General features: G+C 74.7%; 22 protein-coding genes and 1 pseudogene. 14 read left to right on the top strand and 9 right to left on the bottom strand.

Annotation, left to right across the window (positions count from 1 at the left end; genetic code table 11):
* Positions 1-146: 146 nt before the first annotated feature.
* The gene (locus tag FHS37_RS21345; protein WP_184823667.1) at positions 147-1,028 is read left to right on the top strand and encodes a GNAT family N-acetyltransferase; all 882 of its coding nucleotides are present in this window, start codon (positions 147-149) and stop codon (positions 1,026-1,028) included.
* A 154-nt stretch (positions 1,029-1,182) separates the two neighbouring features.
* Entirely contained in the window at positions 1,183-2,589 is a 1,407-nt protein-coding gene (locus FHS37_RS21340; RefSeq protein WP_184823665.1) for a PAS domain-containing protein, read from the top strand.
* A 15-nt stretch (positions 2,590-2,604) separates the two neighbouring features.
* On the opposite strand, the gene FHS37_RS21335 is transcribed toward FHS37_RS21340, so the two are convergent.
* Positions 2,605-3,360, bottom strand: coding sequence for an SIS domain-containing protein (locus FHS37_RS21335; protein ID WP_184823663.1), 756 nt, complete (start codon positions 3,358-3,360; stop codon positions 2,605-2,607).
* A gap of 224 nt (positions 3,361-3,584) precedes the next feature.
* Between FHS37_RS21335 and FHS37_RS21330 the strand changes: the two genes are divergently transcribed.
* Together FHS37_RS21330 and FHS37_RS21325 are read left to right on the top strand one after the other, a co-directional pair.
* Positions 3,585-4,277 (top strand): iron-dependent transcriptional repressor DtxR, encoded by a 693-nt coding sequence (locus FHS37_RS21330; protein WP_159533936.1) that lies wholly within the window; start codon positions 3,585-3,587, stop codon positions 4,275-4,277.
* Between the two features lie 490 nt (positions 4,278-4,767).
* Positions 4,768-5,646: an alpha/beta fold hydrolase gene (locus FHS37_RS21325; RefSeq protein WP_184823661.1), complete on the top strand. Its 879-nt coding sequence runs from the start codon at positions 4,768-4,770 to the stop codon at positions 5,644-5,646.
* A gap of 395 nt (positions 5,647-6,041) precedes the next feature.
* On the opposite strand, the gene FHS37_RS21320 is transcribed toward FHS37_RS21325, so the two are convergent.
* From FHS37_RS21320 to FHS37_RS21310, 3 genes are read right to left on the bottom strand one after another with little or no spacing between them, the layout of a single operon-like run.
* Complete coding sequence (locus FHS37_RS21320) at positions 6,042-7,634, bottom strand: transporter (protein WP_184823659.1); 1,593 nt, start codon at positions 7,632-7,634, stop codon at positions 6,042-6,044.
* Positions 7,631-8,458, bottom strand: a complete 828-nt coding sequence (locus tag FHS37_RS21315) for an ABC transporter ATP-binding protein (protein WP_373304265.1) — start codon at positions 8,456-8,458, stop codon at positions 7,631-7,633. Before FHS37_RS21315 ends, FHS37_RS21320 begins: the two co-directional genes overlap by 4 nt.
* Before the next feature lie 60 nt (positions 8,459-8,518).
* Positions 8,519-9,172: a bifunctional DNA primase/polymerase gene (locus FHS37_RS21310; protein ID WP_184823657.1), complete on the bottom strand. Its 654-nt coding sequence runs from the start codon at positions 9,170-9,172 to the stop codon at positions 8,519-8,521.
* Between the two features lie 315 nt (positions 9,173-9,487).
* Here FHS37_RS21310 and FHS37_RS21305 point away from each other — a divergent pair, with 315 nt between their 5' ends.
* On the top strand, positions 9,488-10,873 hold the full coding sequence (locus FHS37_RS21305; RefSeq protein WP_184823655.1) for an NsdA family TPR-like regulatory protein: 1,386 nt from the start codon (positions 9,488-9,490) through the stop codon (positions 10,871-10,873).
* Positions 10,874-11,074: 201 nt separating this feature from the next.
* Positions 11,075-12,808 (top strand): hypothetical protein, encoded by a 1,734-nt coding sequence (locus tag FHS37_RS21300; protein ID WP_184823653.1) that lies wholly within the window; start codon positions 11,075-11,077, stop codon positions 12,806-12,808.
* A gap of 71 nt (positions 12,809-12,879) precedes the next feature.
* On the opposite strand, the gene FHS37_RS21295 is transcribed toward FHS37_RS21300, so the two are convergent.
* A complete protein-coding gene (locus FHS37_RS21295) occupies positions 12,880-14,190 on the bottom strand; it encodes an ABC transporter substrate-binding protein (protein ID WP_184823651.1) in 1,311 nt (436 codons plus the stop codon).
* Between the two features lie 172 nt (positions 14,191-14,362).
* Here FHS37_RS21295 and FHS37_RS21290 point away from each other — a divergent pair, with 172 nt between their 5' ends.
* Together FHS37_RS21290 and purU are read left to right on the top strand one after the other, a co-directional pair.
* Positions 14,363-14,809, top strand: a complete 447-nt coding sequence (locus tag FHS37_RS21290; RefSeq protein WP_184823649.1) for an SCO4402 family protein — start codon at positions 14,363-14,365, stop codon at positions 14,807-14,809.
* A gap of 46 nt (positions 14,810-14,855) precedes the next feature.
* Positions 14,856-15,737, top strand: a complete 882-nt coding sequence (gene purU, locus FHS37_RS21285; protein WP_184823647.1) for a formyltetrahydrofolate deformylase — start codon at positions 14,856-14,858, stop codon at positions 15,735-15,737.
* 81 nt (positions 15,738-15,818) lie between these two features.
* On the opposite strand, the gene FHS37_RS21280 is transcribed toward purU, so the two are convergent.
* Both FHS37_RS21280 and FHS37_RS21275 read right to left on the bottom strand, forming a co-directional pair.
* Complete coding sequence (locus FHS37_RS21280; RefSeq protein ID WP_229889912.1) at positions 15,819-17,006, bottom strand: maleylpyruvate isomerase N-terminal domain-containing protein; 1,188 nt, start codon at positions 17,004-17,006, stop codon at positions 15,819-15,821.
* Positions 17,003-17,583: pseudogene (locus tag FHS37_RS21275) on the bottom strand (sigma factor). The gene FHS37_RS21280 and the pseudogene FHS37_RS21275 overlap by 4 nt, the downstream one beginning before the upstream one ends.
* Before the next feature lie 360 nt (positions 17,584-17,943).
* Here FHS37_RS21275 and FHS37_RS21270 point away from each other — a divergent pair.
* The 3 genes from FHS37_RS21270 to FHS37_RS21260 all read left to right on the top strand — a co-directional run bounded on the left by FHS37_RS21270 (position 17,944) and on the right by FHS37_RS21260 (position 20,314).
* On the top strand, positions 17,944-18,324 hold the full coding sequence (locus tag FHS37_RS21270; protein WP_184823645.1) for an STAS domain-containing protein: 381 nt from the start codon (positions 17,944-17,946) through the stop codon (positions 18,322-18,324).
* A gap of 175 nt (positions 18,325-18,499) precedes the next feature.
* Entirely contained in the window at positions 18,500-19,012 is a 513-nt protein-coding gene (locus FHS37_RS21265) for an EF-hand domain-containing protein (RefSeq protein WP_184823643.1), read from the top strand.
* Between the two features lie 831 nt (positions 19,013-19,843).
* Entirely contained in the window at positions 19,844-20,314 is a 471-nt protein-coding gene (locus tag FHS37_RS21260; RefSeq protein ID WP_184824100.1) for an ATP-binding protein, read from the top strand.
* Between the two features lie 327 nt (positions 20,315-20,641).
* Here FHS37_RS21260 and FHS37_RS21255 read toward each other — a convergent pair whose 3' ends face one another.
* Entirely contained in the window at positions 20,642-21,733 is a 1,092-nt protein-coding gene (locus FHS37_RS21255) for a GlxA family transcriptional regulator (protein WP_184823641.1), read from the bottom strand.
* A 71-nt stretch (positions 21,734-21,804) separates the two neighbouring features.
* On the opposite strand from FHS37_RS21255, the gene FHS37_RS21250 reads away from it, so the two are divergent.
* The 3 genes from FHS37_RS21250 to FHS37_RS21240 all read left to right on the top strand — a co-directional run bounded on the left by FHS37_RS21250 (position 21,805) and on the right by FHS37_RS21240 (position 25,219).
* A complete protein-coding gene (locus tag FHS37_RS21250; RefSeq protein ID WP_184823639.1) occupies positions 21,805-23,130 on the top strand; it encodes an MFS transporter in 1,326 nt (441 codons plus the stop codon).
* Between the two features lie 78 nt (positions 23,131-23,208).
* A complete protein-coding gene (locus FHS37_RS21245; RefSeq protein WP_184823637.1) occupies positions 23,209-24,036 on the top strand; it encodes a helix-turn-helix domain-containing protein in 828 nt (275 codons plus the stop codon).
* 118 nt (positions 24,037-24,154) lie between these two features.
* Complete coding sequence (locus FHS37_RS21240; protein WP_184823635.1) at positions 24,155-25,219, top strand: methyltransferase; 1,065 nt, start codon at positions 24,155-24,157, stop codon at positions 25,217-25,219.
* Positions 25,220-25,266: 47 nt separating this feature from the next.
* Here FHS37_RS21240 and FHS37_RS21235 read toward each other — a convergent pair whose 3' ends face one another.
* Positions 25,267-26,469, bottom strand: coding sequence for a flavin-containing monooxygenase (locus tag FHS37_RS21235; protein ID WP_184823634.1), 1,203 nt, complete (start codon positions 26,467-26,469; stop codon positions 25,267-25,269).
* Between the last annotated feature and the right edge of the window lie 65 nt (positions 26,470-26,534).

Here is a 26,534-nt window from a genome sequence, read left to right as displayed (position 1 = left end):
ACCTCACGCGTCCGGTATTCATACATCTGCCGAACCACCTCCCTTCTCGTGTACCTGGAACTCTAAAAAGTGCCCGGCCCGCGAATCAACCGCTTTTTTCGAGATCCGGCTGATTCTTTCGACGTCGGTCACCTAGCGTGCGGCTCATGGGTGAGATGCAGCGGCAGGCGGTTCTCAGTGGATCGGAGTTCGAGGAGCGGATCGGGTACGCGCGGGCCGTGGTCGACGGTGACCGGGTGTACGTGTCGGGGACGACCGGGTTCGACTACGCGACGATGACGATCTCCGACGACGTGGTGGAGCAGGCCGAGCAGTGCCTGCGGAACATCGGGGCCGCGCTGGAGGCGGCGGGCTGCACCTTCGCCGACGTCGTGCGGGTGCGGTACCTGCTGCCCGCGCGGGAGGACTTCGAGCCGTGCTGGCCGGTCCTGAAGCGCTGCTTCGGTGAGGTGCGCCCGGCCGCGACGATGCTGGAGTGCGGGCTGGCGGACCCCCGGATGAAGATCGAGATCGAGGTGGACGCGCGGCGGGGCAGCGGGGCCGGGGGGTTCGACCGGAGGGCGGTGGGCCGGCCGGTGGCCGCGCTCCGGATCGAGGCCGTGGACGGCGAGGCCATGCTGGAGCAGTGGCGGCACGTGCACAACGTGATCGTGCCGCCCGCCGCGATGACGCTCGACGAGGTGCGCGAGCGCAGTGGGCGGTACCGGTTGGAGAACGCCTACCTCGGTGAGGAGGTCGTCGGCTGTTCCACCGTGCGCCCGCCGGAGGGGGAGGAGCGGGTGGCGACGGTGATCGCCCGGGTGCTGCCCGCGTTCCGCGGGCGGGGGATCGGCACGGCGCTCTACGAGAGGGGCCTGGCGCACGCGCGCGGGCTCGGGGCCGGGGCGGTCGAGACGGTGGTGCTGGCGGCCAACGCGGAGGGGCTGCGGTTCGCCGGGGCGCGCGGGTTCGCCGAGCGGGAGCGGTACGTCCTGGACGGCGAGGGCGACGAGTGGGTCGACCTGCGGCTGGCGTCCTTCCCCGGGTGACCGGTTCTCCCGGCCGGGGGTCCGGGGCAGGCGTGCAACGATTCCCTCAATCTTGCGGGAACCGGATGTGCGCTGCGTCACGTTCAAGTTGAATGATTGCATGTGAGCGAACCGAACGTGCCGTACGTGCGGACGCAGCCTGCAGGGGGTCCAGGTGAGTGCTTCCCGGCGTAGTGGGACCACCGACGAGCTGGGGCCGGACGAGCCCGGGCCCGGACGGGAGGGTTCGGGCGGGTCCGATCTGCTCGCCGCGCTGCTGGACGGCATGGACGCCGCCCTGTGCGCCTTCGACGCGGACGGGACGGTGACGCACTGGAACCGCGAGGCGGAGCGGATCCTCGGGTGGACCGCGGCCGAGGCGGTGGGCCGGGCCGGGTTCGCCGGGTGGGCCGTGCGCAGCGCGGACGCCGAGGAGGTCGAGGCGCGGCTGATGTCGGCCATGGACGCGCCGGGCCGGCAGGTGCACGAGTTCGCGCTGGTGACGAAGGACGGCGGCCGGGTGCTGGTGCGGACGCAGTCCGCGGCGGTGCGCGGGCCGGACGGGAAGCCGGCGGGGGTGTACTGCGCGTTCAGCGAGGTGCACGCGCAGATCGACCTGGAGCGGTCCATCGCGCTGAGCGAGGCGCTGCTGGAGGACGCGAGCTGGGGCGTCGTGCTGGTCGACGCGGACCTGCGGCCCGCGGTGGTGAACGCGCACGCGGCGCGGGCGCTGGGGGCGGGGCGGACGTCCGTGCTGGGGCGGCCGCTCGGCGAGCTGCTGTCGCAGGGCGTGGAGGAGCTGGAGAGCGCGCTCACCCATGTGCTGGCCCAGGGCGCGCCGCCCGCGCCCGCCGAGGTGTGGGTGAGCGTGCGGACGCCGGAGGGCGAGCGGCGGCGGTGCTGGCGGAGCGGGTTCGTGCGGCTGGCGTCACCGCTCGCGGAGGAGCCGGTGCCGCTCGGTGTCGGCTGGATGTTCGAGGACGTGACCGAGTCCCGGCAGGGGGAGCAGGAAGCGTCGCTGCTGCGGTTCCGCGCGCAGCAGCTGCACCGGGCGGCGCGGGCCGCCGCGGAGTGCGAGGACCCGGCGGAGGCGGTGACGGTCCACCTGGACTTCGCGCTCGCCGGGTTCGCCGATCACGCGCTGATCGACCGGGTCGCGGACGGCACGGCGGGCGACGCGGAGGCCGTCGGGCCGGTGCGGCTGGTGCGGATCGCGGCCACCCCGTCCGGGGCCCCGGGCCCGAGCAGGCTCGTCGGCCGGGCGGGCCTGCCGGTGCGGTACGGCGAGGGGCACCCGGCGGTGCAGTGCGTGGTGCGGGCCGGTTCGGTGCGGGCCAGTGCGGGGTCCGCGGCGGCCGAGGAGGCACGGGCGTGGGCCCTTTCCCGGCAGTGGCCGGCGGACGCGGTGCACGCCCTGTGCGCGGTGCTGCGCAGCCGGGGCCGCACCCTCGGTGCCGTGACGTTTCTGCGCGGGGCGGGCCGGAGCGCGTTCGAACGCTCCGACGCCGTGTACGCGGAGGACGTGGCGGCACACATCGCCGCGGCACTGGACCTGGCGGGGCTGACCGGCCGCGACGGCTGACGGCCCCCGCGGGGCTCAGTACCGGTAGAAGATCCGGTCCGCGTACTGCTCCAGGATGCGGCCGTTCCACTCGTGGCCGCCGTCCACGTTGCCGGAGCGCAGGAGCGGGGGCTCGATGCCCCGGTCGGCCAGGGCGGCGGCGGCGGTGGCCATGACGGCCTGCAGGAGGGCCGTGGTGACGACCGTGGACGCGGGGGCGAAGGGGGCCGGGACGTTGTCGAGGGTGAGCTCCGCGTCACCGACCGCGATCTTGGAGTCCAGGACGAGGTCGCAGTGGTCCTTCAGGTACGTCCCGGAGGCGTGCCGGGACGCGGTCTGGCCGGCGTACGCCACCGAGGTCACGCCGATGACCTTCACGCCCAGGGCGCGGGCGTTCATGGCCATCTCCACGGGCAGGGCGTTGCGGCCGGACAGGGAGACGATCACCAGGGCGTCGCCCCGGCGGACGGGGGAGGAGTCGAGCACGGCGCCCGCGAGCCCGTCGACCCGTTCCAGGGCGGAGCCCAGCGTGGCCGGCATGACGTCGACGCCGACGACGCCCGGCACGGCGAGCAGGTTCATCAGGGCGAGGCCGCCCGCGCGGTAGACGAGGTCCTGCGCGGCGAGGGAGGAGTGGCCGGCGCCGAAGGCGAAGAGACGGCCGCCGTCCGCGACCGTGTCGGCGAGCAGCGTGCCGGCGGCCGCGACCGTGTCGGCCTCCTCGTCGCGGACGCGTTGCAGCAGGTCGATCGCGGCGTCGAGGAACTGGCCGGCCGGCGTGCGGTCGCTCATGCGGCATCCCTTCGGGTGGCTCTGCTGCGGATCACCGTGCGGTCTGGACCAGTGCCGTGTCAATACGGCGTCCGGGGCCGCGGCACCCCGCGAAAGCCCTTGTTCCCACGGCGCGGCACGGTTGTCAGCCGTATGCGTCAGAATTGAGTCCTGGGCCAGCGCACGCGCCGGTGAGCCGTCCAGCCTCCGGCAGAGCTAATCGCAGATCTCATCGAGGGGCACGTATGTCCGGACTGATCGACACCACGGAGATGTATCTCCGCACCATCCTCGAGCTGGAGGAGGAAGGTGTGGTCCCCATGCGTGCCCGGATCGCCGAGCGGCTCGACCAGAGCGGACCGACGGTCAGTCAGACGGTGGCGCGGATGGAGCGCGACGGCCTGGTGTCCGTCGCCAGCGACCGCCACCTGGAGCTGACGGACGAGGGCCGTCGGCTGGCCACGCGGGTGATGCGCAAGCACCGCCTCGCCGAGTGCCTGCTCGTCGACGTGATCGGTCTGGAGTGGGAGCAGGTGCACGCCGAGGCCTGCCGCTGGGAGCACGTGATGAGCGAGGCCGTGGAGCGCCGCGTGCTGGAGCTGCTGCGGCACCCGACCGAGTCGCCGTACGGCAACCCGATCCCGGGACTGGAGGAGCTCGGCGAGAAGGACGGCGCCGACCCGTTCCTGCACGAGGGCATGGTCTCGCTGGCCGACCTCGACCCGGGTCCGGAGGGCAAGACGGTCGTGGTGCGCCGGATCGGCGAGCCGATCCAGACGGACGCACAGCTGATGTACACGCTGCGGCGGGCGGGCGTGCAGCCCGGTTCGGTGGTGAGCGTGACGGAGTCGGCGGGCGGGGTGCTGGTCGGCAGCAGCGGCGAGGCGGCCGAGCTGGAGTCGGACGTCGCCTCCCACGTGTTCGTCGCCAAGCCCTGACCGGAACCGGGCGCTTCGTCCGCGACCGCGCCGACGTGATCGCGTCGAATCCGCGGTCCGGTCCGCCGAATCGCAGCGCTCGCCGGGTTCGCGTGCGAGGCTGTCGGTGAGGCATATGACCTGAGGGGTTCTTGGCCGGGCCCGACAGCGATGTCACCCGACCGGGGAAGGGCGGGACGATGTGCCGCGACCACGTGAGGAGCCCCGGCGCCGTACGGCGCCGGGGCCTGTCCTCCCCTGTGCTGACCCGGAGCCCCGAGCTCTCAGGGTCATTCCCCTCGGACCGGTTTCCCCGAGCGGTCCGCCTCCCGTTGAAGATCTCCCCCCGGCTGCGGCGATCAATCCCCGCGGGGTGTCACTCGAACGAGCGGTGTTGTCGGCCGGGACGGCATCTTCGAATGGACATTCGATAGCCTGCGACGACAGCGGCAACGGGCAGGACACGCACGGCAGACAGCGGGCAGTCAGGGAGCTTGGGGGTGCCACGATCATGGCGCGACGCATCGACGTGACCGGGGCGGACGGCGTACGACTCGCCGCCTGGGAGTTCGGCGACCCGCCCAAGACGGGACCCGACCCGGCGGAGAGCGCCGCGCGGGACGCCCCCGGCGTGCTGTTACTGCACGGTCTGATGGGCCGCGCCTCGCACTGGGCGTCCACCGCCCGCTGGCTCTCCGAGCGCCACCGCGCCGTCGCCCTCGACCAGCGCGGCCACGGCCGCAGCGACAAGCCCGCCGAGGCCGCCTTCACCCGCGACGCCTACGTCGCCGACGCCGAGGCCGCCCTGGAACAGCTCGGGCTCGGCCCGTCCGTCCTCATCGGCCACGCCATGGGCGCGCTGACCGCGTGGCAGCTGGCCGCCAAGCGCCCCGACCTGGTCCGCGGGCTGATCGTCTGCGACATGCGGGCCTCCGCCCTCGGCGGTGCCTCGCAGCGCGAGTGGGCCGAGTGGTTCAAGACCTGGCCGGTCCCGTTCGCCACGCTCGCCGACGTGCGCAAGTGGTTCGGCGAGGACGACCCCTGGGTGGAGCGGCCCAACCCGGCCCGCGGCGAGTTCTACGCCGAGGTGATGGCCGAGTCCCCGGACGGCTGGCGTCCGGTGTTCGATCCGGAGCAGATGCTCCGCTCCCGCGAGACCTGGGTGCTCGACGCCCACTGGGAGGAACTGGCCCAGGTCCGCTGCCCCACCCTGGTGGTCCGCGGCCTCGACGGCGAGCTGGGCCGCGCGGAGGCGCAGGAGATGGTGCGCGTCCTGCCCCACGGCCGGTACGCGGAGGTGGCCGACGCGGGCCACCTGGTCCACTACGACCAGCCGGAGGCCTGGCGGGCGGCGATCGAGCCGTTCCTGGACGAGCTCAGCCGCCCCTGACACGCACGCGCCGACCGGCGAACGGTCCCTCCCGCCGGGTCCTCCGCCCGTTCCCAGCGGGTTCCCCGGCCGCTCCCGGGCAGGGGCCCTGACTTGCCCCCGGCCAGGCTCCTCGGCCGCTCCCGGCCAGGTCCCCCGGCTGCTCCCGGCAGGGGCCTCGTCTGTTCCCGGCGGGGTCCTCGGTCGCTTCCGGCAGGGGCCCCGGTTGCCCTCCCCGGCCAGGTTCCCCGGCTGCCCCCGGCGGGTTCCCCGGCTGTTCCCGGCGGTCTCTTCGGCTGCTTCAGACGGGCTTCTCGGTCGCTCCCGGGCAGGGGCTCTGGCTTGCCCCCGGTCAGGTCCTTCGGTCGCTCCCGGCGGGTTCCCCGGCTGCCCCCGGCAGGGACCCGGTGCCCGTCTCACCCCTTGCTGACCGCCGTGAGGATCTCCGGCAGGCGGCGGGCCGTCCGCGGGGCGGCGAGGCGCAGGCCCAGCAGGGTCAGGGCCGCTCCGTACAGCGTGCCCACCGGCAGCAGCAGCCACAGCAGGTCGTCGCCGCCCGCGCCGGCGTTCAGCCAGATCGCGAGGGCGATGACCGGTGCGCACAGCACGGCCGCCGCGACCATGCCGCCGAAGATGGAGATCCAGGCGAGCCCGGTCTGCCCGGGGGCGACGTTCTTGTACCCCTCCTGCGGGATGGAGTAGGGGAAGCGCGCCGAGGTCCACGCGCCCGTCGCGAGCATCGCGCCGAGCAGGGCGAAGGACAGGCCCAGCGCCTCCGGCAACCGCGGCCAGTCACCGAGCATCGCGGTCGTCAGGACGGTGACGAGCGTGGCGTAGGGCAGGGTGACCAGCAGCAGGGCCAGCGCGCGGGCGCGCAGCTCGACGTAGGCGTCCCGGGTGGAGGAGATGGTCATCGCCACCATCCAGAACGCGGAGGTGTCCTGCCCGAACTGGTTGTACATCTGGATGCCGAGCATCCCGGCGGCGAAGCAGGCGAAGTACACCGAGCCGGTGCCCTGCCAGGCGTTGAACACCGGCACGATCAGGCCGATCGCCAGCGAGGTCACCCACGCGGCCTTGGTCTTGGGGTCGCGCCAGACGTACCGCAGGCTGCGTTCCACGGCCGTACCGGTGCGGCCCGGGGGCAGCAGCCGGGCGAGCCCGGTCGACGCGCGGTCGCGGACGGCCGCCCCGCCGGTCTGCAGCGTGGAACCGTCGGGCGCGGTCATCAGCCGGGTCAGGGCCCGTGCCCAGAGCGCCAGCAACCCCGCCGACGCCGCCGCCGTCAGCAGCAGTTGGGCGGCGGCCGTGCCGTACGCCCCCTCGCCCACCGAGTGCACCGCGCCGATCGCCGACGCCGGCGGGAACCACCGCAGCACGTCCGCCACCGGGTCGAGCTGCTCGAGACCGGAGGAACCCAGCCGCTGCGCGCCGAAGTTGACCACCTGCGCCCCGACCGCGACCACCAGCCCGCTGAGCACCGCGAGGTCCCGGCCCTTGCGGCTGGTCAGCAGCCGTACGTTGGCGGCGGCGACGGCCCGCGCGAGCGCCACGCACACCAGCAGCGCCAGCGGTACGGCGAGGACACCGACGGCGAAGGCGGCACCGCCGTGCGCGACGGCGATCACCGAACCGGTGAGCAGGCACAGCGTGAACAGCGGCCCGATGCCCACCAGCGAGGCCACGAGCAGGGCCCGCACCAGCGGCCGCGGCCGCAGCGGCAGCATCACCAGCCGGGTCGGGTCCAGGGTCTCGTCGCCGCCGGGGAAGAACAGCGGCATCACCGCCCAGCCCAGCCCCAGCACCGCCACGAGCAGCACGACCAGCGACTCGACGTGGTCGAAGCCGCGCAGCGCGATCAGCCCGACGAGCTGGAGCGCGGCGAACAGCAGGGCGACGACGGCGGAGGCGATGTACGCGGCCCGGCGTCCGCCCGACTGCCGCAGGCCGTTGCGCAGCAGGGACAGCTTCAGCCGGACGACGACGGGGGTGATCGCGGGGGCGCTCACCGGGAGCCCCCGCCCAGCCAGTCGAGGTCGGAGCCGGCGTCGCGGCCGTGCGCGCCGACGAGTTCCAGGAACGCCCGCTGCAGCGAGGGCGCCTCACCGCGCACCTCGGCGAGCGGGCCGTGGGCACGGATCCGGCCCGCGGCCATCACCGCCACCCAGTCGCACAGCGACTCCACCAGCTCCATGACGTGGGAGGAGAACACGACCGTGGCGCCGGACGCCGTGTACCGCTCCAGGACGCCGCGGATGGTCTGCGCGGAGACCGGGTCGACGCCCTCGAACGGCTCGTCCAGGAAGAGCACTTCGGGATTGTGCAGCAGGGCGGCGGCGAGGCCGATCTTCTTGCGCATGCCGGTCGAGTAGTCGACGACGAGCTTGTGCTGGGCGCCGGCCAGGTCGAGGACGTCGAGGAGCTGGGTGGCGCGCTTGTCGACCTCGGCGCCGGGCAGTCCCCGCAACCGGCCCAGGTAGGCGAGCAGTTCGCGCCCCGACAGCCGCTCGAACAGCCGCAGCCCCTCCGGCAGCACCCCGATCCGGGCCTTGACCTCGGCCGGGTCGCGCCACACGTCTCGCCCGACGACCTCGACGGTGCCCTGGTCGGGCCGCAGCAGTCCGGTCACCATGGACAACGTGGTGGTCTTCCCGGCCCCGTTCGGCCCGACGAGCCCGATGAACCGGCCCGCGGGCAGCTCCAGGTCGATCCCGGCCACCGCGACCTGCTGCCCGAACCGCTTCCAGAGCCCCCGCACCCGTACGGCGGCCGTGCCCGTCGCGCCGGCCCCCACCACGTCTCCGTCGGCATCCACCACGTCTCCCTCCGTCACAGAAGAACCCTACGGGGGACGCGGCGTCCCGGAGCGGCGCGGGAATCCCCGGCGGGCGTCCTACCGGTCCCGCCCGCACGCGTAGGCCAGCGGCGGGACCAGCTCCTCCGCGTCCGGCAGCCACCGGTTCGCCGGTGTCGGCCGGCAGGCCCACTGCACGGCTCCCCGGGAACCGAACCGCGTGGGCGGCGCGGCGACGTACGCCCCCTCGCCCAGCACCACCAGATCGAGCGAGGACGGGGCCCAGCCCAGCCCCCGCACCAGATGCGGCACCTTCGCCGCCGCGCCCGGCAGCACGAAGAACTCCATGCGCCGGGCCGGCGTCAGGGTCACCGGACCGAGCGGCAGCCCCATCCGCTGCATCCGGGCCAGCGCCAGGAACCCGGCCGTCTCGGGGACCGAGACCGCGTCGAACGTACGGCCCGTGGGCAGCAGGACCGAGGCGGCCGGCCGCTCCTGCCACATGCGGCGGGCGACGGTGGCGCTGCCGGTCGCCCGGCTCGCCCAGTCGGGCCCGGCCGGGTGTGCGCCGGGCGTGGGGCACGCGGCGTCACCGCACGAGCAGCGGTGCACCCCGTCGACGGCCTCCAGCCAGGTGCCCGGGAACACGTCCCAGTGCCGCTCCTCGGCGTAGCGGACTGCGGTGTCCAGCAGCGACGCCCCGCGCTGCGTCGGGATCTGTGCGGTTTCGGTGCCCGTGATCGTCTCTTCCACGATGAACACAACTACGGCCGTCACCGGGGGTTACGCCCCGCGCGTGCGCGGGGGAGGAGCACCGGTCCCGGGGTCGGGGCGCACGGGTGCACGGGCGGGGGCGCTCGCGGGGACCGGCGTCCCCGGGTGGGTAACCAGGAGGGGGGCCGGCACCAGCCGTCACCCCGGCAATCCTCACATGCTTCGCATCACCGGCACATCGGCGGGGCATCGATCTTCACGGCCGGACCTTTTCGCCGGGACGTGAGAAGCACGGCCGCGGAAGACACGTCAACCCGGTGCGTGGGCAGGCACCGCAGCCTCAGGGGGTACGCCATGGCCGCAAGGCCTCTCGTCGCGCGGCAGCCGAACGAACGGCTGCAGGCGCTCATCCAGGAAGCCGGATGCTCCAACGCCGGACTGGCCCGCAGGGTCAACATGTGCGGCGCCGAACACGGCCTCGACCTGCGCTACGACAAGACGTCGGTGGCCCGCTGGCTGCGCGGACAGCAGCCGCGGGGCCGGGCACCGGCGATCATCGCGGAGGCGCTGGGCCGCAAACTGGGCCGTACGGTCACGATCGACGAGATCGGCATGGCCAACGGCAAGAACCTCGCGGCGGGCGTCGGCCTCCAGTTCTCGCCGACGGTACTGGGGGCCATCGAGCAGGTCTGCGAGCTGTGGCGCAGCGACGTGGGCCGGCGGGACTTCCTGTCCGGCTCCTCCGTCGCCGCCTCCGCGCTGGTGGAGCCGAGCCGCGACTGGCTGATCTCCACGCCCGACGCACAGGTGGCGCGCTCGGCCGGGCCGCGCGTGGGCCGGTCCGACGTGGCGGCCGTGCGGTCCATGACGCAGGCGCTGGTGGACCTGGACCACCAGTACGGCAGCGGGCACGTGCGCCCGGTCGTCGTGCACTACCTCAACAGCGTGGTCTCGGGACTGCTGGCGGGGTCGTACCGCGAGGCCGTCGGGCGCGAACTGTTCGCCGCCGTGGCGCGGTTGACCGAGCTCGCCGGGTACATGGCCGTCGACACCGGGCAGCCGGGCCTGGCCCAGCGCTACTACATCCAGGCGCTGCGCCTCGCGCAGGCGGCCGGGGACCGCGGGTACGGCGGGTACGTGCTCGCCGCCTCCATGAGCCACCTGGCCGCGCAGCTCGGGAACCCGCGCGAGATCGCCCAGTTGGCGCGCGCGGCGCAGGAGGGCGCGCGGGGGCGCGTGACCCCCCGCGCGGAGGCGATGTTCCACGCGGCGGAGGCGCGCGGGCACGCGCTGATGGGCGACGTGCACGCCGCGCACGCGGCGGCCGGGCGCGCGGTGAGCGCCATGGAGGCGGCCGACCCGGCCTCCGGGGACGACCCGGCGTGGATCGCGCACTTCGACGCGGCCTACCTGGCCGACGAGTTGGCGCACTGCCACCGCGACCTCGGGCAGGCCGAGGCCGCCGCGCGGTACGCACGGGAGTCCCTGGCCGGCCATCCCGAGTCGCGGGCCCGGCGGCGGGCGATCGGCTACGTGCTGCTGGCCACCGCACAGGTGCAGCAGCGGGAGGTCGAACAGGCCTGCAGCACGGGCCTGAAGGCGGTGGAACTGCTCGACGGCCTGAGGTCCAACCGGGGCGCCACCTACCTGGAGGACCTCCAGCAGCGCCTGGAGCCGTACCGGGAGGAGTCGGTGGTGCGGGAGTTCGGGGCCCGCATGGAGCTGCAGACGGCTGCGTGAACGCCGGTGCGCCGAGGGGCGAACGCGGGGGGAAGCGCCGGGCCGGGACGGAGGAGGTGACGTGATCAGCGTGCGGTGAGGCGGTTTTGTCACCGCCCTCACAGGGCAGGAGACCGGGTTCGGTGCTGCGTGGCACCGGGCTCCGGGGACCCGGTAGCGTGAGCCGACGATTCACAAGGTCCCCCATGGGTAGGAGTCCCGGTGACGCAGAGTGGACAGGGCGAGGAGCCCTCGGCGCGCCCCGCGCGCGAAGGCGTCGTGCTGCCCTCCGACGGCGGCGAACCCCTGCTGCCGGGCGTGACGGCCGGACCGGCCGGCCCCGGCGGCGCGGGCGGGTACCCGGCCGGCCCCCCGTCCGCCTCGGCCCCGGCCGGCGGCCGGACCTGGGGCGGGCCGTGGGGCCCCGAGCAGCAGTCGCCCGCACCGCCGCCCGGCCAGGGCTGGCAGTCCCCGCCCGACCCGCGGTGGGGCGCCCAGGGGCAGCAGGCCGCCTGGGGCGCGCAGAACCCCTCCGGACCGCCCGCGGGCGGCCCGGGACCCGGCCCGCTGCCGCCCGAGGGCGCCCCGCCCCCGGCGCACGGCGGCTCCGCCCCGTACGGCGGGCACGGCGGCGCGCCGATGCCGCAGCCGGGCGCCGGATACGGCGGCCAGGCCGGCCCGGGGGCCCCGCTGCCGCCGGAGAACGCCTACGGCGCTCCCGCCGCGAACGCGTACGGCGCCCCGCCCGCCGGCGGGCCGCTGCCGCCCGTGTCCCCCGAGGGCGCGACCCAGTACCTGCCGCCGGTCCCGGGCGCGCCCGCGGCGCCCGACGGGGCGGAGGGGGCCACCCAGTTCCTGCCGCCGGTGCCCGCCGCCGGCGTCGACGAGGGGGCGACGCAGTACATACCCCCGGTGGACCCGGGCGCACTGCCGCCCGAGACGCCCGCCGGCCACGACCCCGAGACGACCCGCTTCCTGGGCCGGCCCCGGCAGGGCGCGCCCGGTGCGGGTGCCGGACCGCTGCCGTCCGCCGGCCACCCCGACGCCGAGGCCACCCAGTACATCGCCCCCGTGACCGACCCGGCGGCCGGCCCGGCCCACGGCGCCCCGCCCGGCGACGGCGAGCGGCAGCCGCCCGCCGAGTTCGACAACCTCTTCCGCGACGGGGGCGGCGACCCGGCCGGGTCCACCCAGCAGCTCCCGCGCGTCGGGTACGAACAGCCCGGACACGCCGCCCCGCCGCCTCCGTCCGGCCCGGGCGGCGGCCGGCGGGCCTCCTACGGGGGCGACGGCGGGCGGGGCGGCGGCCGCGGCCGTACCGGATCGCGGGTGCCGATGATCGCGGCGGCCGGTGTCGGCATCGTGGTCCTCGGCATCGGCGCGGGCGCGCTGCTCGCCGGCGGCGGGGGCGACGACGGCGGCGGGAACCAGCCGGTCTCCGCCACCGCCCCCGCGAGCGGTCAGCCCTCCGCCCCGCCCTCGCCGGCCGTCGACCCGGCCCGTCAGCAGGCCGTCGAGCTGGACAAGCTGCTGGCCCACAGCGGCGACAGCCGGACCACCGTGATCAACGCGGTGGCCGACGTGAAGGCCTGCCGGAACCTCGGCCAGGCGGCCAAGGACCTGCGGGAAGCGGCCCAGCAGCGCAACCAGCTGGTCACCGACCTCTCCGGCCTCTCCGTGGACAGGCTGCCCGACCACGCGGCGCTGACCACCGCGCTCACCGAGGCGTGGAAGGCGTCGGCGGCCGCCGACGACCACTACGCGGCCTGGGCCGACCAGGTCGCCGGTGCGAAGGGCAAGATGTGCAAGAAGGGCCAGGCCCGCGCGACCGGCCGGACCCAGGCCGGCAACCGGGCCAGCGGCACGGCGACCGCGGAGAAGACCAAGGCGTCCGGGCTGTGGAACGGCATCGCCCGGCAGTACGGCCTGACCCAGCGCCAGCCGACCCAGCTGTGACGGGCCCCTGACGCACGGCGGTGGGGGCCGGGGAACTCCCCGGCCCCCACCGCCGCGTCGTGCCGCGGGCGTTACGCCAGGTCCGCCTCGAGCAGCGTGCGGGTGACGTCGGTGAAGCCGTCGCCGGCCGACACCAGCCGGCCGTCCCGGACCATCTGCAGCGTGACGTGGGCGTTGACCAGGCGGGGGAAGCCGACGGCGGCGAGCTCGTCCTGGAACTCCCACCGCAGGGCGGGGGTGAGCCCGCCCGTGTCGATCTCCAGCCCGCCGTCCAGGGCGTCGCTCACGGTGTCGGCGGTCACCTCGCCGTCGCCGAGCGACTCGACGGCCTGCCGGAACACGGTGTAGGCGATCCAGGTGGTCTGCACTCCGGCGTCCGCGGGGTCGATCCGGTTGTCGCCGAACGCCTCCTCCTCGATCACCGCCTTCATCGGCTTCCAGCGCGCGTCGCCCACCGCCGGGTACCAGCCGGTGACGTACGCCCCCTCGTACGGTCCGGACCCCCCGCCGGACGCGTCGATCGTGCTCTGGTCGACGCTGCCCAGCACGGTCGCGGTGCGCACGTCGGGGTAGTCGCTCCGGGCCCGCCGGAAGGAGTCCATGAAGATGCCCGTGCGGTCGCCGAGGGCGGGCACGACGCAGCCGGGCTCCGCCGGGTCGGTGGTGGTGCGCTGCAGCGCCTGCCGCGCCTCGCCGCCGTACGCGGTGGCGTCCTCCGCCGCCCGCAGGTCCCCGGCCGGCCGGTGTCCGCCCGCCTCGAGGCCCGAGTCGAGCAGCGGGGGCAGCTGGTCGCCCGCGATGGTGTCGGGCCGGATCAGGGCGACCGGCCCGCAGGCGTCGGCGAGGGTGCGGCCGAGGCCGGCCAGCAGCACCGGCTGACCGCCGTTGACGGGGTAGGACAGGGGGCTGGTGAACTCGTCGTTGGTGATGCCGTAGCCGCCGATGTACGGGATGCCGGCGCCCTCGAGGGCGGGCAGGAAGGAGTCGGCGTGCACGCTGTAGGAGCCGACGACCGCGACGGCGTTCTCCTCGACCGCGCGCCGGGCGCACCGCGCGGCGCCCACGCTGTCGTTCCGGTCGTTGCAGGTCAGGACGTTGAGCCGACGGCCGTTGATGCCGCCCTCGGCGTTGACCCAGCGGGCGTAGGCCTGGGCGAACGCGGGCATTCCGGGCTTGTTGGTGGTGTCGGTGTCCTCGGGTGCCCAGGTCATCACGGTGATCGGGCCGTCCCCGGAGCCCCCCGTGGCACCGGGGATGATCCCACAGCCGGCGGCGAGCGACGCGCACGCCACCAGCGCGCCCGCGGTCAGGGCGCCGGCTCTGACGCGCCGGGCGAGGAGGCGGGGGAGGAACGTGCTGCGGATGCGTCGCCTGCCGGTCATGGGCACGCACGATTCCGCCACACGACCAACCCTGGAGTGACCCTTGGTCAACGGATGGTGACATGGGGGTGAATTGCGGGGTCCGGTGCGTCCCGTGTGACGCGGAAACGTACGATCGACGACCGTGCAAGGTTCGGAGAACTCTTCCCGCCGTGGCCGTCGCTCCTCCACCATGGGCGGCATGCCACTCAACGACATGCCGTGGTGGCGCTGGCGCAGCAATGTGCGCTCCGCGCTGCACATGCTCTCCGACCCCGTGTTCCAGCGGGACGTCTGGCTGGCCGGGGTGGACGGCTACGGTGACGTCACCGACGCGGTCTACCGGCTGGTCGAGGACACCTGGCTGGACAACTGGTCCGCCGAGAAGTACGTCGGCACGATCTTCCGCGACTCCCAGGAGGCGGCGCTCGTCGACACCGCGGTGCTGCGGGTGCTGCGGATCATGCACCAGGTCGGCCCGGACGCGCCGGTCACCGCCTACCTCGAGCACCACGGGTGGCCGGAGGCGGTACGGGCCGCGCGGGACGCGCACGTGCGGATGGCGACGAGCGACGGCGAGGACCCCGACGCCCCGCCGCGCACCCTCGAGGTGCTGCGGATCCTGACGCGGTCCGCGTAGCGGAACGGCCGGTCGGCCGCGCCCCCGGTGTGGGACCCTTTCCTGCATGAGCGAACAGTCCAACCGGGCCGCGGCACCGGCCGACCAGTACGTCCTCACCCTGTCCTGCCCCGACAAGCAGGGCATCGTGCACGCCGTGTCCAGCTACCTGTTCATGACCGGCTGCAACATCGAGGACAGCCAGCAGTTCGGCGATCACGACACGGGACTGTTCTTCATGCGCGTCCACTTCTCGGCGGACGCCCCGGTGACCGTGGAGAAGCTGCGGGCCAGCTTCGCGGCGATCGGCGACTCCTTCCAGATGGACTGGCGGATCGACCGGGCCGACCAGAAGATGCGCATCCTGCTGATGGTCAGCAGGTTCGGTCACTGCCTGAACGACCTGCTGTTCCGCGCGCGGATCGGCGCGCTGCCCGTGGAGATCGCCGGAGTGGTGTCCAATCACACCGACTTCGCCGAGCTGGTGGCTTCGTACAACATTCCCTTCCACCACATCCCCGTGACGAAGGACACCAAGCCGGAGGCCGAGGCGCGGCTGCTGGAGATCGTGCGCGAGGAGAAGGTCGAACTCGTCGTCCTCGCCCGTTACATGCAGGTCCTCTCGGACGACCTGTGCAAGCAGCTCTCCGGGCGGATCATCAACATCCACCACTCCTTCCTGCCGAGCTTCAAGGGCGCGAAGCCGTACCACCAGGCGCACGCGCGGGGCGTGAAGCTCATCGGCGCCACCGCCCACTACGTCACCGCCGACCTCGACGAGGGCCCGATCATCGAGCAGGAGGTCGAGCGGGTGGGCCACGACGTCACCCCCGACCAGCTCGTCGCCGTCGGCCGGGACGTGGAGTGCCAGGCGCTCGCCCGCGCGGTGAAGTGGCACGCGGAGCACCGCATCCTGCTGAACGGCCGCCGCACGGTGGTGTTCGCCTGAGAGGCCGGGGGAGTGTCCCGCCGGCGGCTGCGCGAACCGCCCCTGTTCACCCGCAGCCGCCGACGAGGCCGCGACCGGTCCCTACATCCGGCTCAGGCTCGCCGCCGCGAACAGCACGTCCCTGATCGCCTCCCGGTCACCGACCTGTCCGGCGGCCGCCTCCTGCGGGGGCACGTGGCCCGCGGCCAGGCGGCAGAACTCCGCGCCGTCCAGTGCCACATGGGCCACCTCGTGCTCGGCGGAGCCCTTCGCGGCGGGGGAGTCCAGCGGGATCAGCCACTCACCGCCGCCGGACCCCTCGATCTCCAGCCGCAGGCTGCGCCCCGGTTCACCGGCGGCGACCAGGCGCCGCTCGACGGGGGAGGCCAGCCCGGACCGGCGGCGCGCCTCCAGCACGGCCGGGAGCAGCCGCGCGGCCAGGTCGACCATGTGGTGCAGATGCCGCCCGGAGGGCGGGTCGTAGGGGTAGTCCACCGCCTCGGCGATGTCCTCCGCGTGCACCCAGCACTCGAAGGCCCGGTCCAGCATCGCGTCGCGCAGCGGCAGTTCGAAGTCGCCGTACGGCACCGTCATCCGCCCGCCGCCGCCGGTGAAGGACGCGGTCCGCACGAGGTGGTGGCTCTGCTCCCGCCAGGGCGTCCGCACGGAGCGGGTGGGCGGGAAGCGGGCGGCACGCCAGTAGGCCTCGGTGCGGGCCGACGGGGTGGGACGCTCGGCCCGCACCTCCCCGAGCGGGTCGTCCAGGCCGAGGGCGACCGCGACCAGCCCGTCGACCGTCAGCAGGTGCGCGATGACCCCGGCGACGGTGGTGCGGCGGCTGCTCGCCTCGTCGGCGTCGTACCAGCGCAGCCGCACCGGCGCGTGCCACTCGGCGTCGCCGAAGTCCTGGAGCAGCGCGTCCAGGCGCGCGGTCTCGGCGTCGTAGGCGGCGGCCCACTCCGGCACGGGGATCCGCGGTGGGCGCCGCTCCAGGCAGGAGTCCAGGACGCGGGTGCGCAGTCCCGGGTCCGGGTCGAGGCTCTCGGGGCGCTGGAGCAGGCCGACCGCCTCGCGCAGCCGCAGCGCCTCGTCCGCGCAGGGCCCGCACGCGCCGAGGTGCTCCTCCACGGCCTCCGCCTCCGCCGGCGGGCAGGCGGCCAGCGCCCAGGCGCCGAGCAGCGACTTCAGCACGCGGTGCTCCAGCACGATCGGCCCGCCCGTGTCCGCGTCCTCGGGACGCTTCCCCTCCTCCTCGTGACCGTCGTACGGCTCGAGACGGTGCCCGCTCACGCGGCGCCCCCGATCTCCGGCGGGGTGCCCGGGGTCCCGGCGTCGTGGGCGGTGGCCAGCAGCTGCAGGCCCAGGCGGAGCCGGCGGCGGGCCTCGTCGTCGGTGACGCCCAGGTCGACGGCGGTCTGGTGGTAGTCCCGGCGCTGGAAGTACGCCAGCTCCAGCGCGGCCCGCAGCGGCGCCGGCAGGAGTGGACGATGTAGTCGGCGCGGGCGGTCACCGAGGCGTGCCGCACCTTGCGCTCCAGGTCCTCCGTGGTGCCGGGGCCGCCGCGGGCGAGCGCCGCGGTCTCGGTGGTGCGCAGCCGCTGCACGGCCAGCCGGCTGGTCAGCGCGGCGAGCCAGGTGCGCAGCGGGCCCCGCTTGGGGTCGTAGGAGTCCGGGTGCTGCCAGACGTGGGCGAAGACGTCGCGGGTGATCGCGTCGGCGGCGCGTTCGTCGCCGAGGACGCGGTGGGCCAGGCCGTGCACGAGGGAGGCGAACCGGTCGTAGAGCTCACCGAGGGCGGCCGCCTCCCCGCGTGCGAGCCGCTGCTGCATCCTGCGGTCCCAGCGGGGCGGTACGTCCCTTGCGGTCATGTGGGCCCTCACCCCCTGTTCTCCCCCTGGTTCCCGGGCCGGTCGGTGCCCGGGTCCAGCGTGTGCCCACCGTCTCCACGAATGTAGTCGGCACGCGCGATCATGCACGCCCCTTTGTGGCAATGTGCGCCCCCGGCCGAGCCTCGGGTGGTAAGGGGGCGACCGCGCACGCCGAACGCCGTTCGGAACGCGCGTACCCGGAGCCGCACCGATCGGAACGGATCGAATCGGATCGAAGCCGACTGGAACAAGCCCTTTATGATCGGTAACCGTTTCCCGGGCCGTGTTTCAGGGAACGGCCGGTGGGCAGCCGCGCTGCAAGGAAGCGTAGGGACTGCTTCCGTTCGGAGAGCGAAGGGCGTGGTGGTGACCTTCAAAGTGACCGGCGGAGAGCAGGGCGGGTGGGCCGTGCTCCGGGTGTCGGGCGAACTGGACCTGATGACGTCCCCGGTGCTGCGCCAGCGGGTGCACGACGTGGTGGCCGAGGGCGGGCACAGCCTCGTCCTGGACCTCTCCGACGTGTGGTTCTGCGACTCCAGCGGGGTCGGCGTGCTCATCGCGGCCCGGCGGCTGCTGCGCTCGTGCCAGGGCAGTCTGCGGCTGATCCTGCCCGACCGGGGGGCCGCCGACGGCAGCCACGTCAACAAGGTGCTCGGCGCGCTCGGCGTCCGCCGCCTCTTCGACATCCACCCGGACGTCCGGTCCGCGGTCGACGAGGACCCGAGTCCCCTGTCGGCGTGAGCCGCGCCCGCGCGCCCTCTCGCGGGGCCCCGCGCATCCGCCCGCCCGTGCCACACGGTTGTCCCGGAATTCCCCCGGTCTTGGCACAGGCGTCGCTTTCGGGCTCCCGGGCGGTCCCGCACGCCGTACGCTCCCAGCGAGACGACCCACTGACCTAAGGCGGCCTGAAAGAGACATGGTCACCAGCGAGTACGAGCGCAGGATCGCGGCCCGGTTCGCCACCTTCGACCAGGACGGCAACGGCTACATCGACCGCGAGGACTTCAGCGGAGCGGCCAAGGCGCTGCTCGCCGAGTTCGGCGTCGCGGCCCGTTCCGACAGGGGCCAGGCCCTGTACGTCGGTGCCGAGGCGTTCTGGCAGGGCATGGCGGGGATCGCGGACCGGGACGGCGATCAGCGCATCACCCGCGAGGAGTTCGTGAACGGCGCGGTCAAGCGGCTGCGGGACAACCCCGACCGGTTCGCGGAGATCGCCCGTCCCTTCCTGCACGCGGCCCTCGCCGTCGCCGGCACCGACGGCGACGGCACGGCCACCGTCGAGGGCGTCGCACGCGTCCTCGGGGTGCTCGGCGTTCCCGGGGACCCGGCCCGCGCGGCGGCCGCCGCGCTGGACACGGACGGTGACGGCGGGATCGACGAGGAGGAGATCGTGCGGGCCTTCGCGCGCTACTTCACCGTCCCCGAGTAGCTCCACCGCCCCCGCGCGGCTCCACCGTTCCGAGCGGCGCCCGTCCGCGGGCGCCGCAACACGCCCGGGCCCGCGAACAGTTCGGGCGCCCGGCCGGGCTCCTCCCGGCAGCGGCCCGCCCGCGCACGGGGACACCGGTCCGGGGAGGCGGCCGCGCGGTGGTCCGCGCGGCCGCCTCCCCGGCGTCCGGGGGGACGCCGCCGCACCGCGAGCCGGGGCCCGTCCGCCCCTCGACCGCCCCTGACCGGGGACCCAACGTGCAGGCGGGCGAACGGAGAGTGACCGGAGCGCGCCGTCGGGTCGAGCCCCGGAACGGCCCGGCGGGGCTCCTGTCCTGCGGTGTCGCGGTCCGTCCCGCGCCGCTGTCGCGGAATGTGGCACACCGGCGGTCACGGAGCGTCGGCACCGGGTCGTGTCCCGTGCGTGACCCGTCACGGTCCGGAGCCGGACGTCCGCTCCGGTACCTTGTGTGGGATGCGAGTGGTTGGGAGCGCGCGCCGCGCCGGATTCGCCCCCGAGGTGACTCCGGACCCGCCGGTGCCTGCCGCCGTTCGCCGGGCCGCCCGGCCGAACGACGCCGCCTGTTCGACTCCTCGGGGCGGGCGTCGCACAGTATGCCGCACGGGTACTCCTTCGCGCGGGAATATGCCCGAAGCGCTTGTTGGCGTGACTGTACGTCAACCATGCTGTCCCACAAGGGATTCACGTTCCGTGATCTCTGACTCGGCTGTTGTTCTGGCCATGCAGAAAATGGCTACGATCGTGGCCCTCGTGGGGCGCGAGTCCAAGTGTCCGCCGGTTCGGATGGTGTGAGCGGTGCAGGTGCTTCAAGTGCAGCTGGAGATCCGGCCCGACCCCGCTGAGGTGGGACGGGCCCGGCGGTGGGCCCGCTCGCGTCTGGCCGGGTCCGGCATAGGGGACGACGAGCCGCTGGCCGAGACGCTGATCCTGCTCGTCTCGGAGCTCGTCACCAACGCGGTGGTGCACACCGGCTGTCCGGCCGTGCTGCGGCTGTCCCTGCCGGGCGCGGAGGCCGGGGAGGCCACCGTCCGCCTGGAGGTGGCCGACCGCAGCGACCGGGCGCCGGTGCCGCGTTGCGTGGACGGGGAGGCCACCGGCGGGCGCGGGCTCGCCCTGGTGGACGGCCTGGCCGACCGCTGGGGCTGGAGCACGGAGGGCGCCGGCAAGCGCATCTGGTGCGAACTGGACCGCTGCGCGCAGGCGCACGAGGCCGCGGCGCCCCGCGGTGACGGCATCGGTGCACAGGTGCACGGCTGGCCGGCCGCGCGCGTCGGGGCGTGAGCCGGTGCGCCGGGTGTGCTCCCGTGCGCGGTGCCCTTAAACCGGGCATATGCCGGAATCAACTCATAGTCGCCCGAAGCGCCGTTGACGCGTGGTGACCGATTGATCACTCTGGTCGTCAGCGATTCGCCGTGAGGGGACGGCGAGGGCTTCGACGACGGGAGCCCTCGGCGAGTGTGGGTCGTGATTCGGCGTCGGTTCCCTCAGGCCCCGCGGGGCCGGGGAACCCGGGGGCGGGAGCGCCGGAGCCGGAAGGCGGTGCGGCGCTGCCGTGCTCGGGGCGGACAGCGCCGCACCGCCGTCGACGACCGCGACGTCGCGCGGTGTTCACCTCCCGGCGGACGCGGACGGGACGGGCGCGCCCCCGCCGGCCCGGAACGTCCGCCGGTACGCCGTCGGCGTCACCCCCAGCGCCGCCTGGAGGTGCTGACGCATCGACTGGGCCGAACCGAACCCCGCGTCGCGGGCCACCCGGTCCACCGACAGGTCGGTGGACTCCAGCAGGTGCCGGGCCCGCTCCACCCGCTGCTGGGTGAGCCACTGCCCCGGACTGACGCCGACCTCCTCGCGGAAGCGGCGCGTGAAGGTGCGGACCGACATCGACTCCCGCGCGGCCATGTCGCGCAGCTGGATCGGCTCGTGCAGGTGGCCCAGCGCCCACGCGCGGGCACCGGTCGTGGACGCCTGCTGCGGATCGGGCACCGGGCGCCGGATGTACTGCGCCTGCCCGCCGTCGCGGTGCGGCGGCACGACCGTGCGGCGGGCCACCTCGTTGGCGACGGCGGTGCCGTGGTCGCGCCGCACCATGTGCAGGCACAGGTCGATGCCGGCCGCGACACCGGCCGACGTCAGGATGTCGCCGTCGTCGACGAACAGCACGTCCGGGTCGACCCCGATCCGGGGGAAGAGCCGCTGGAACCGCCCGGCGTCCGCCCAGTGGGTGGTGGCGGGACGGCCGTCGAGGAGACCGGCCGCGGCGAGGACGTAGACGCCGGTGCAGATGGAGGCGAGCCGGGTGCCGGGCCGGACGAGCGCGAGGGCGGCGGCCAGTTCGTCGGTCAGCTCGCCCCGCTCGTACACCGGGCCCAGTTCGTAGGAGGCGGGGACGATGACCGTGTCGGCGGTGGCGAGCGCCTCCGGGCCGTGACCGACGTGGATCGCGAAGTCGGCGTCCGTCTCGACCGGCCCGGGCGGCCGGACCGAGCAGGTGACGACCTCGTACAACCGCCGACCGTGCCGGTCCCTGGGGCGGCCGAAGATGCGGTGCGGAATGCCCAGCTCGAAGGGGAGCAGCCCGTCGAGGGCGAGGACGGCGACGCGGTGGGGCCGGAACGCGTCGGCGCGGGGGGCGCGGGAGGAGGGGGCGGGCGTGCGGTCGTCGGGTGCGGGGGCGTCGGACGCGCGGTCGGCCGGATCCATGGCCCGATCCTAGCGAACGCTGTCCGTCGGGCCACTCGATCGGGAGGACCGGCCCCCGCACGATCGGTGACGTGACCCAGACAAGCGAGACAGCCGCCGTCGTGGAGCCGCCAGCGGGCGGCCGCAAGCCGACCCGCAGCCGCGTGCACCGCGCGTGGTTCGTCGCCGCCGTCACCTTCGTGACGATCATCGGCGCGGCCGCCTTCCGCTCCGTACCGGGCCTGTTCATCGATCCGCTGAACGAGGAGTTCGGCTGGTCGCGCGGCACCATCGGCGCCGCGGTCTCCGTGAACCTCGCCCTGTACGGCCTCACCGCCCCCTTCGCGGCGGCGCTGATGGACCGCTACGGCATCCGGCGGGTCGTCGCGGTCGCCCTGACCGTGATCGCGCTCGGCTCGGGCCTGACGGTGTGGATGACGGCGGCCTGGCAGCTCCTGCTGTGCTGGGGCCTGCTGGTGGGCCTCGGCTCCGGCTCCATGGCGCTCGCCTTCGCCGCCACCGTCACCAACCGCTGGTTCACCGAGCGCCGCGGGCTGGTGAGCGGCATCCTCACCGCCGCGTCCGCGTCCGGGCAGCTGATCTTCCTGCCCGTGCTGTCCTGGATCGTCGCGACGCACGACTGGCGTCCGGCGGCCGTCACCGTGGCGCTCGCCGCCCTCGCGGTCGTCCCGTTCGTCTGGCTGCTGCTGCACGACCACCCGGCCGACGTGGGGCAGAAGCCGTACGGCGCGAAGGAGTTCGTGCCGAAGCCCGCGCCCGTGCCCGGCGCCGCCCGGCGCGCCCTCAAGGTGCTCGCCTCGTCCGTGCGCACCGGCCCGTTCTGGCTGCTCGCCGGCACCTTCGCGATCTGCGGCGCCTCGACCAACGGCCTGATCCAGACCCACTTCGTGCCCGCGGCCCACGACCACGGCATGCCGATCACGGCCGCCGCCTCGCTGCTCGCCGTCATCGGCGTGTTCGACGTCGTCGGCACGGTGGCCTCCGGCTGGTTCACCGACCGCTTCGACGCGCGCCGCCTGCTCGCCGTCTACTACGCCCTGCGGGGCGTCTCCCTGCTCTTCCTCCCCCTGCTCCTCGCCCCCGCCGTCCACCCCCCGATGGTCCTGTTCATCGTCTTCTACGGCCTCGACTGGGTCGCCACCGTCCCGCCCACCCTCGCCCTGTGCCGCGAGCACTACGGCGACGACAGCCCGATCGTCTTCGGCTGGGTGCTCGCCTCCCACCAGGTCGGCGCCGCCCTCGTCGCCTTCCTCGGCGGCGTCGCGCGGGACGTGTTCGGCTCCTACGACGTCGTCTGGCTCGCCTCGGGAGCCCTGTGCGCGGCGGCGGCGCTGATGGCGCTGGTGATCCGCAGGCGGCCGGGCACGCCCCCGGAGGGACTCGCGACCGCCCACTGAGCCACGCCGGGACCGCCGGGGTCCGCCGTCGGAACTTTCGTCCAAGACAGGGTCGGCGAAGTCGGCGATCGTGGAGGCATGCGCAGCGACGACGCGGGGATCGACCCCATGGACCACGAGGCCGGGGACGGCTGGGAGGTCGCCCGCCCGCTCGGCGGCACGCCCCTCGGCGGTGTCCGGATGGCGGGGTTCCGCGACCGTGCCAGCGCCGGGCTGGACCTGCAGGTGCTTCCTCAGCCCGCCGTGACCGTGGTGATCGGGCTCGGGGACGCCCCGTTCACGGTCGAGGGCACCGCCGGGCACCGGCCCCTGAGAAGCTTTGTCGCAGCCCTGTCGCCGGGCCCGGCCCGCATCCGCGGCGAGCGGGTCGAGTGCGTCGAGATGAGGCTCTCGCCCCGGGCCGCCCACGCGCTGCTGGGCGTCCCCCCGGGGGAGCTGACCGGGGCCGTCACCGGACTCGAGGACCTGTGGGGGCGGCACGAGCGCCGCCTCCGCGAGCAGTTGACCGACGCCCCGACGTGGCGGGAGCGCCTCACGCTGGTGAACGGGTTCCTCGCGGAGCGGGCCGAGCGGGCACCGTCGATGACGCCCGAGGTCGCCGCCGTCTGGGACGACATCGTGGCCCGGCGAGGCCGGGTGCGGGTCGCCGACCTCGCCGCATCCTGCGGATGGAGCCGCAAGCGGCTGTGGGCCGGGTTCGGCGCGCAGATCGGCCTCACCCCCAAGCGCGCCGCCATGCTGGTCCGCTTCGACCACGCCGCCCGAGCGCTCCGCGCGGGCGGGCACGCCGCCGATGTCGCCCTGGCGTGCGGGTACGTCGACCAGTCCCATCTCCACCGCGACGTCCTGGCCTTCGCCGGGTGCACCCCGACCGCCCTGGCCTCCCGTACGACCTCCGCCGGCTGACCCGCGGGAACACCGAGAAGGCCGGACACCGAGAAGGCCGGACACCGAGAAGACCGGACACGCGCCCGGCCGCTCGCGCCCGTTCGCGTACACGGCAGACCGAGAGAGGAAGACGCCCATGGTGAACACCGACGCCCCGGCGACGGACCTGACGGACCGGACCCTGGTCGCCCGGCTGATCTTCGGGAACATGGCCGCGCAGACGCTGCGCGCGGCGGTCCGGCTGAGGGTGGCCGAGCTGATCGGCGACGGACGGCGCCGGGCCGCCGACGTGGCCGCCGGCGCCGGAGCCGCGCAGCAGCCCATGACCCGGCTGCTGCGCGCCCTGGCCGGCCTCGGCCTGCTGAGGGAACACGGGCCCGGCACCTTCTCGGTGACCCCCGCGGGCGCGCTGCTCGACCCCGGTCACCCGGACTCGGTCGCCTCCTTCGTGCGGGTGTTCACCGAGCCGGTGATCACCCGCGCCTGGGAGCACCTGGACGACAGCGTCCGCACCGGCGACGTCGCGTTCGACGCCGTCTTCGGCACCGACTTCTTCAGCCACCTCGCCCGGCACCCCGAACTGTCCGCGGAGTTCAACGCGGCGATGGGCCAGGCCACCGGGGAGGCCGCCGCCGCGCTGCCGTACGCCTTCGACTTCGGCCGGTTCAGGTCGGTCACGGACGTCGGGGGCGGAGACGGAACCCTCCTGGCCGCCGTGCTCGCCGCCCACCCCGGGCTCACCGGCGTCGTCCACGACACGGCGGAGGGCCTGGGACGGGCGCCGGAGACGCTGCGGCGGCACGGGGTCGAGGAACGCTGCTCCCTGGTCGCCGGGGACTTCTTCCGCTCGGTCCCGGAGGGCTCGGACCTCTACCTGCTGAAGAGCGTCCTGCACGACTGGCCGGACGACCGGGCGGCCGCGATCCTGGCCCACTGCCGCGAGGTGCTGCCGCCCGGCGGCCGGGTCCTGATCGTGGAGCCGGTGCTTCCCGACGTCGTCGAGACGGAGACCGGAGCGCACGCCGCCGACGAGGGGGTCACCTACCTGAGCGACCTCAACATGCTGGTGAACCTGGGCGGCAGGGAGCGCACCCGCGGGGACTTCGAGGACGTGTGCCACCGCGCCGGCCTGTCCCTCACCTCGGTCACCCCGCTCCCGGAGGCCGCGCCGTACTCCCTGCTCGAGGCCGTGGCCGTCTGACCGCGGCCGTGCGCGCGGGCGGGCCGACCGCCCGACGGCGGACGCCCTCAGCCGGGGAGGCGGGAGACGCCCGGTGCCCCGTCGCGGGCCACCGCCCCGGCGATCCGCCGGGCGTCGAGGGCCAGTTCGCGGAGGTTGCCGCTGATGGGGTTGGTGAAGCCGGTGAAGTACAGGCCGGGGGCGCCGTGCGGGGTGCGGGCGCCGCGGACGACCGGTCTGCCGCGCTCGTCGAGCACGCCGAGGTGACCGACGAGGCCCTCCAGGCCGCGGAGGTAGCCCGTGGCCGCGACGACCGCATCCGGGCCGACGCGGTCGCCGTCGGCGAGCACGACCTCGCCGCCCTCGAACCCCTCCACGGCGGCCACGACCTCCACCTTCCCCTTCCGGACGGCGTCGACCAGACCGACGTCCAGGACGGGCACGGCCCCCTCGGCGGCCCTGCTGGCGAGCCCGGCCGCCGGGAGGGGCAGACCGTGGGCCGACAGGTCCGGCATGGTCACCCTGACCAGCGGCCGGGCCAGCCGGTCCACCAGCCCGGCGGGAAGCCGCCGGGACAGCACGGCCGAGTACTGCGAGGCCCAGCCGGCGGTCGAGCGGCGCAGGACGTACGGCGGGGTGCGCACCGCCAGCCGCACCCGGGAGGCCCCGCCCTCCACCAGGTCGACGGCGATCTCGGCACCCGTGTTGCCGGCCCCGACGACGAGCACGTCCCGGCCGGCGAACGGCTTCGCGTCGCGGTACGCGGAGGCGTGCAGGAAGGTGCCGGTGTACGTGTCCCTGCCGGGCCAGTCGGGGACGCGGGGCGTGTGGTTGAAGCCGGTGGCCACGACGACCGCGGCGCCGGTCAGTTCACGGCCGCCGGTGGCGTGCAGCAGCCAGCCGGTGCCGTCGGCGGTGCGCTCGACGCGTGACACCTCGACACCGGTGACGATCTCCAGGCGGTGGTGCTCGGCGTACTTCTCCAGGTAACGGACCACGTCGTCCCGGGCCACCCACCGCCCGAACCGGCGGGGCATCGGCAGACCGGGCAGCGCGGACAGCCGCCGGGTGGTGTGCAGCCGCAGCCGGTCGTAGTGGCGCCGCCAGGACGCGCCCACCCGGTCGGACCGCTCCAGGACGACGGCCCGTATCCCCCGGGCGCGCAACGCGTACGCGACGGAGAGCCCGCCCGGGCCGCCGCCGATGACGTAGACGGGGCGGTCCGCCCGTGGGGGCGCGGTGGGCTGCGCGGACGCGGAGGAGTCGGCCATGAACGCGAGCGTAATCACGCACCTGCTTGATGGGTCTCGGTCAAGACCGGAATTGGTTGCGGATC

This window comes from Streptomyces griseomycini (assembly GCF_014203535.1).
Lineage (GTDB): Bacteria > Actinomycetota > Actinomycetes > Streptomycetales > Streptomycetaceae > Streptomyces > Streptomyces griseomycini.
The sequence above is the reverse complement of the archived record's forward strand: the minus strand, read 5'-3'. Positions and strand labels throughout refer to the sequence as shown.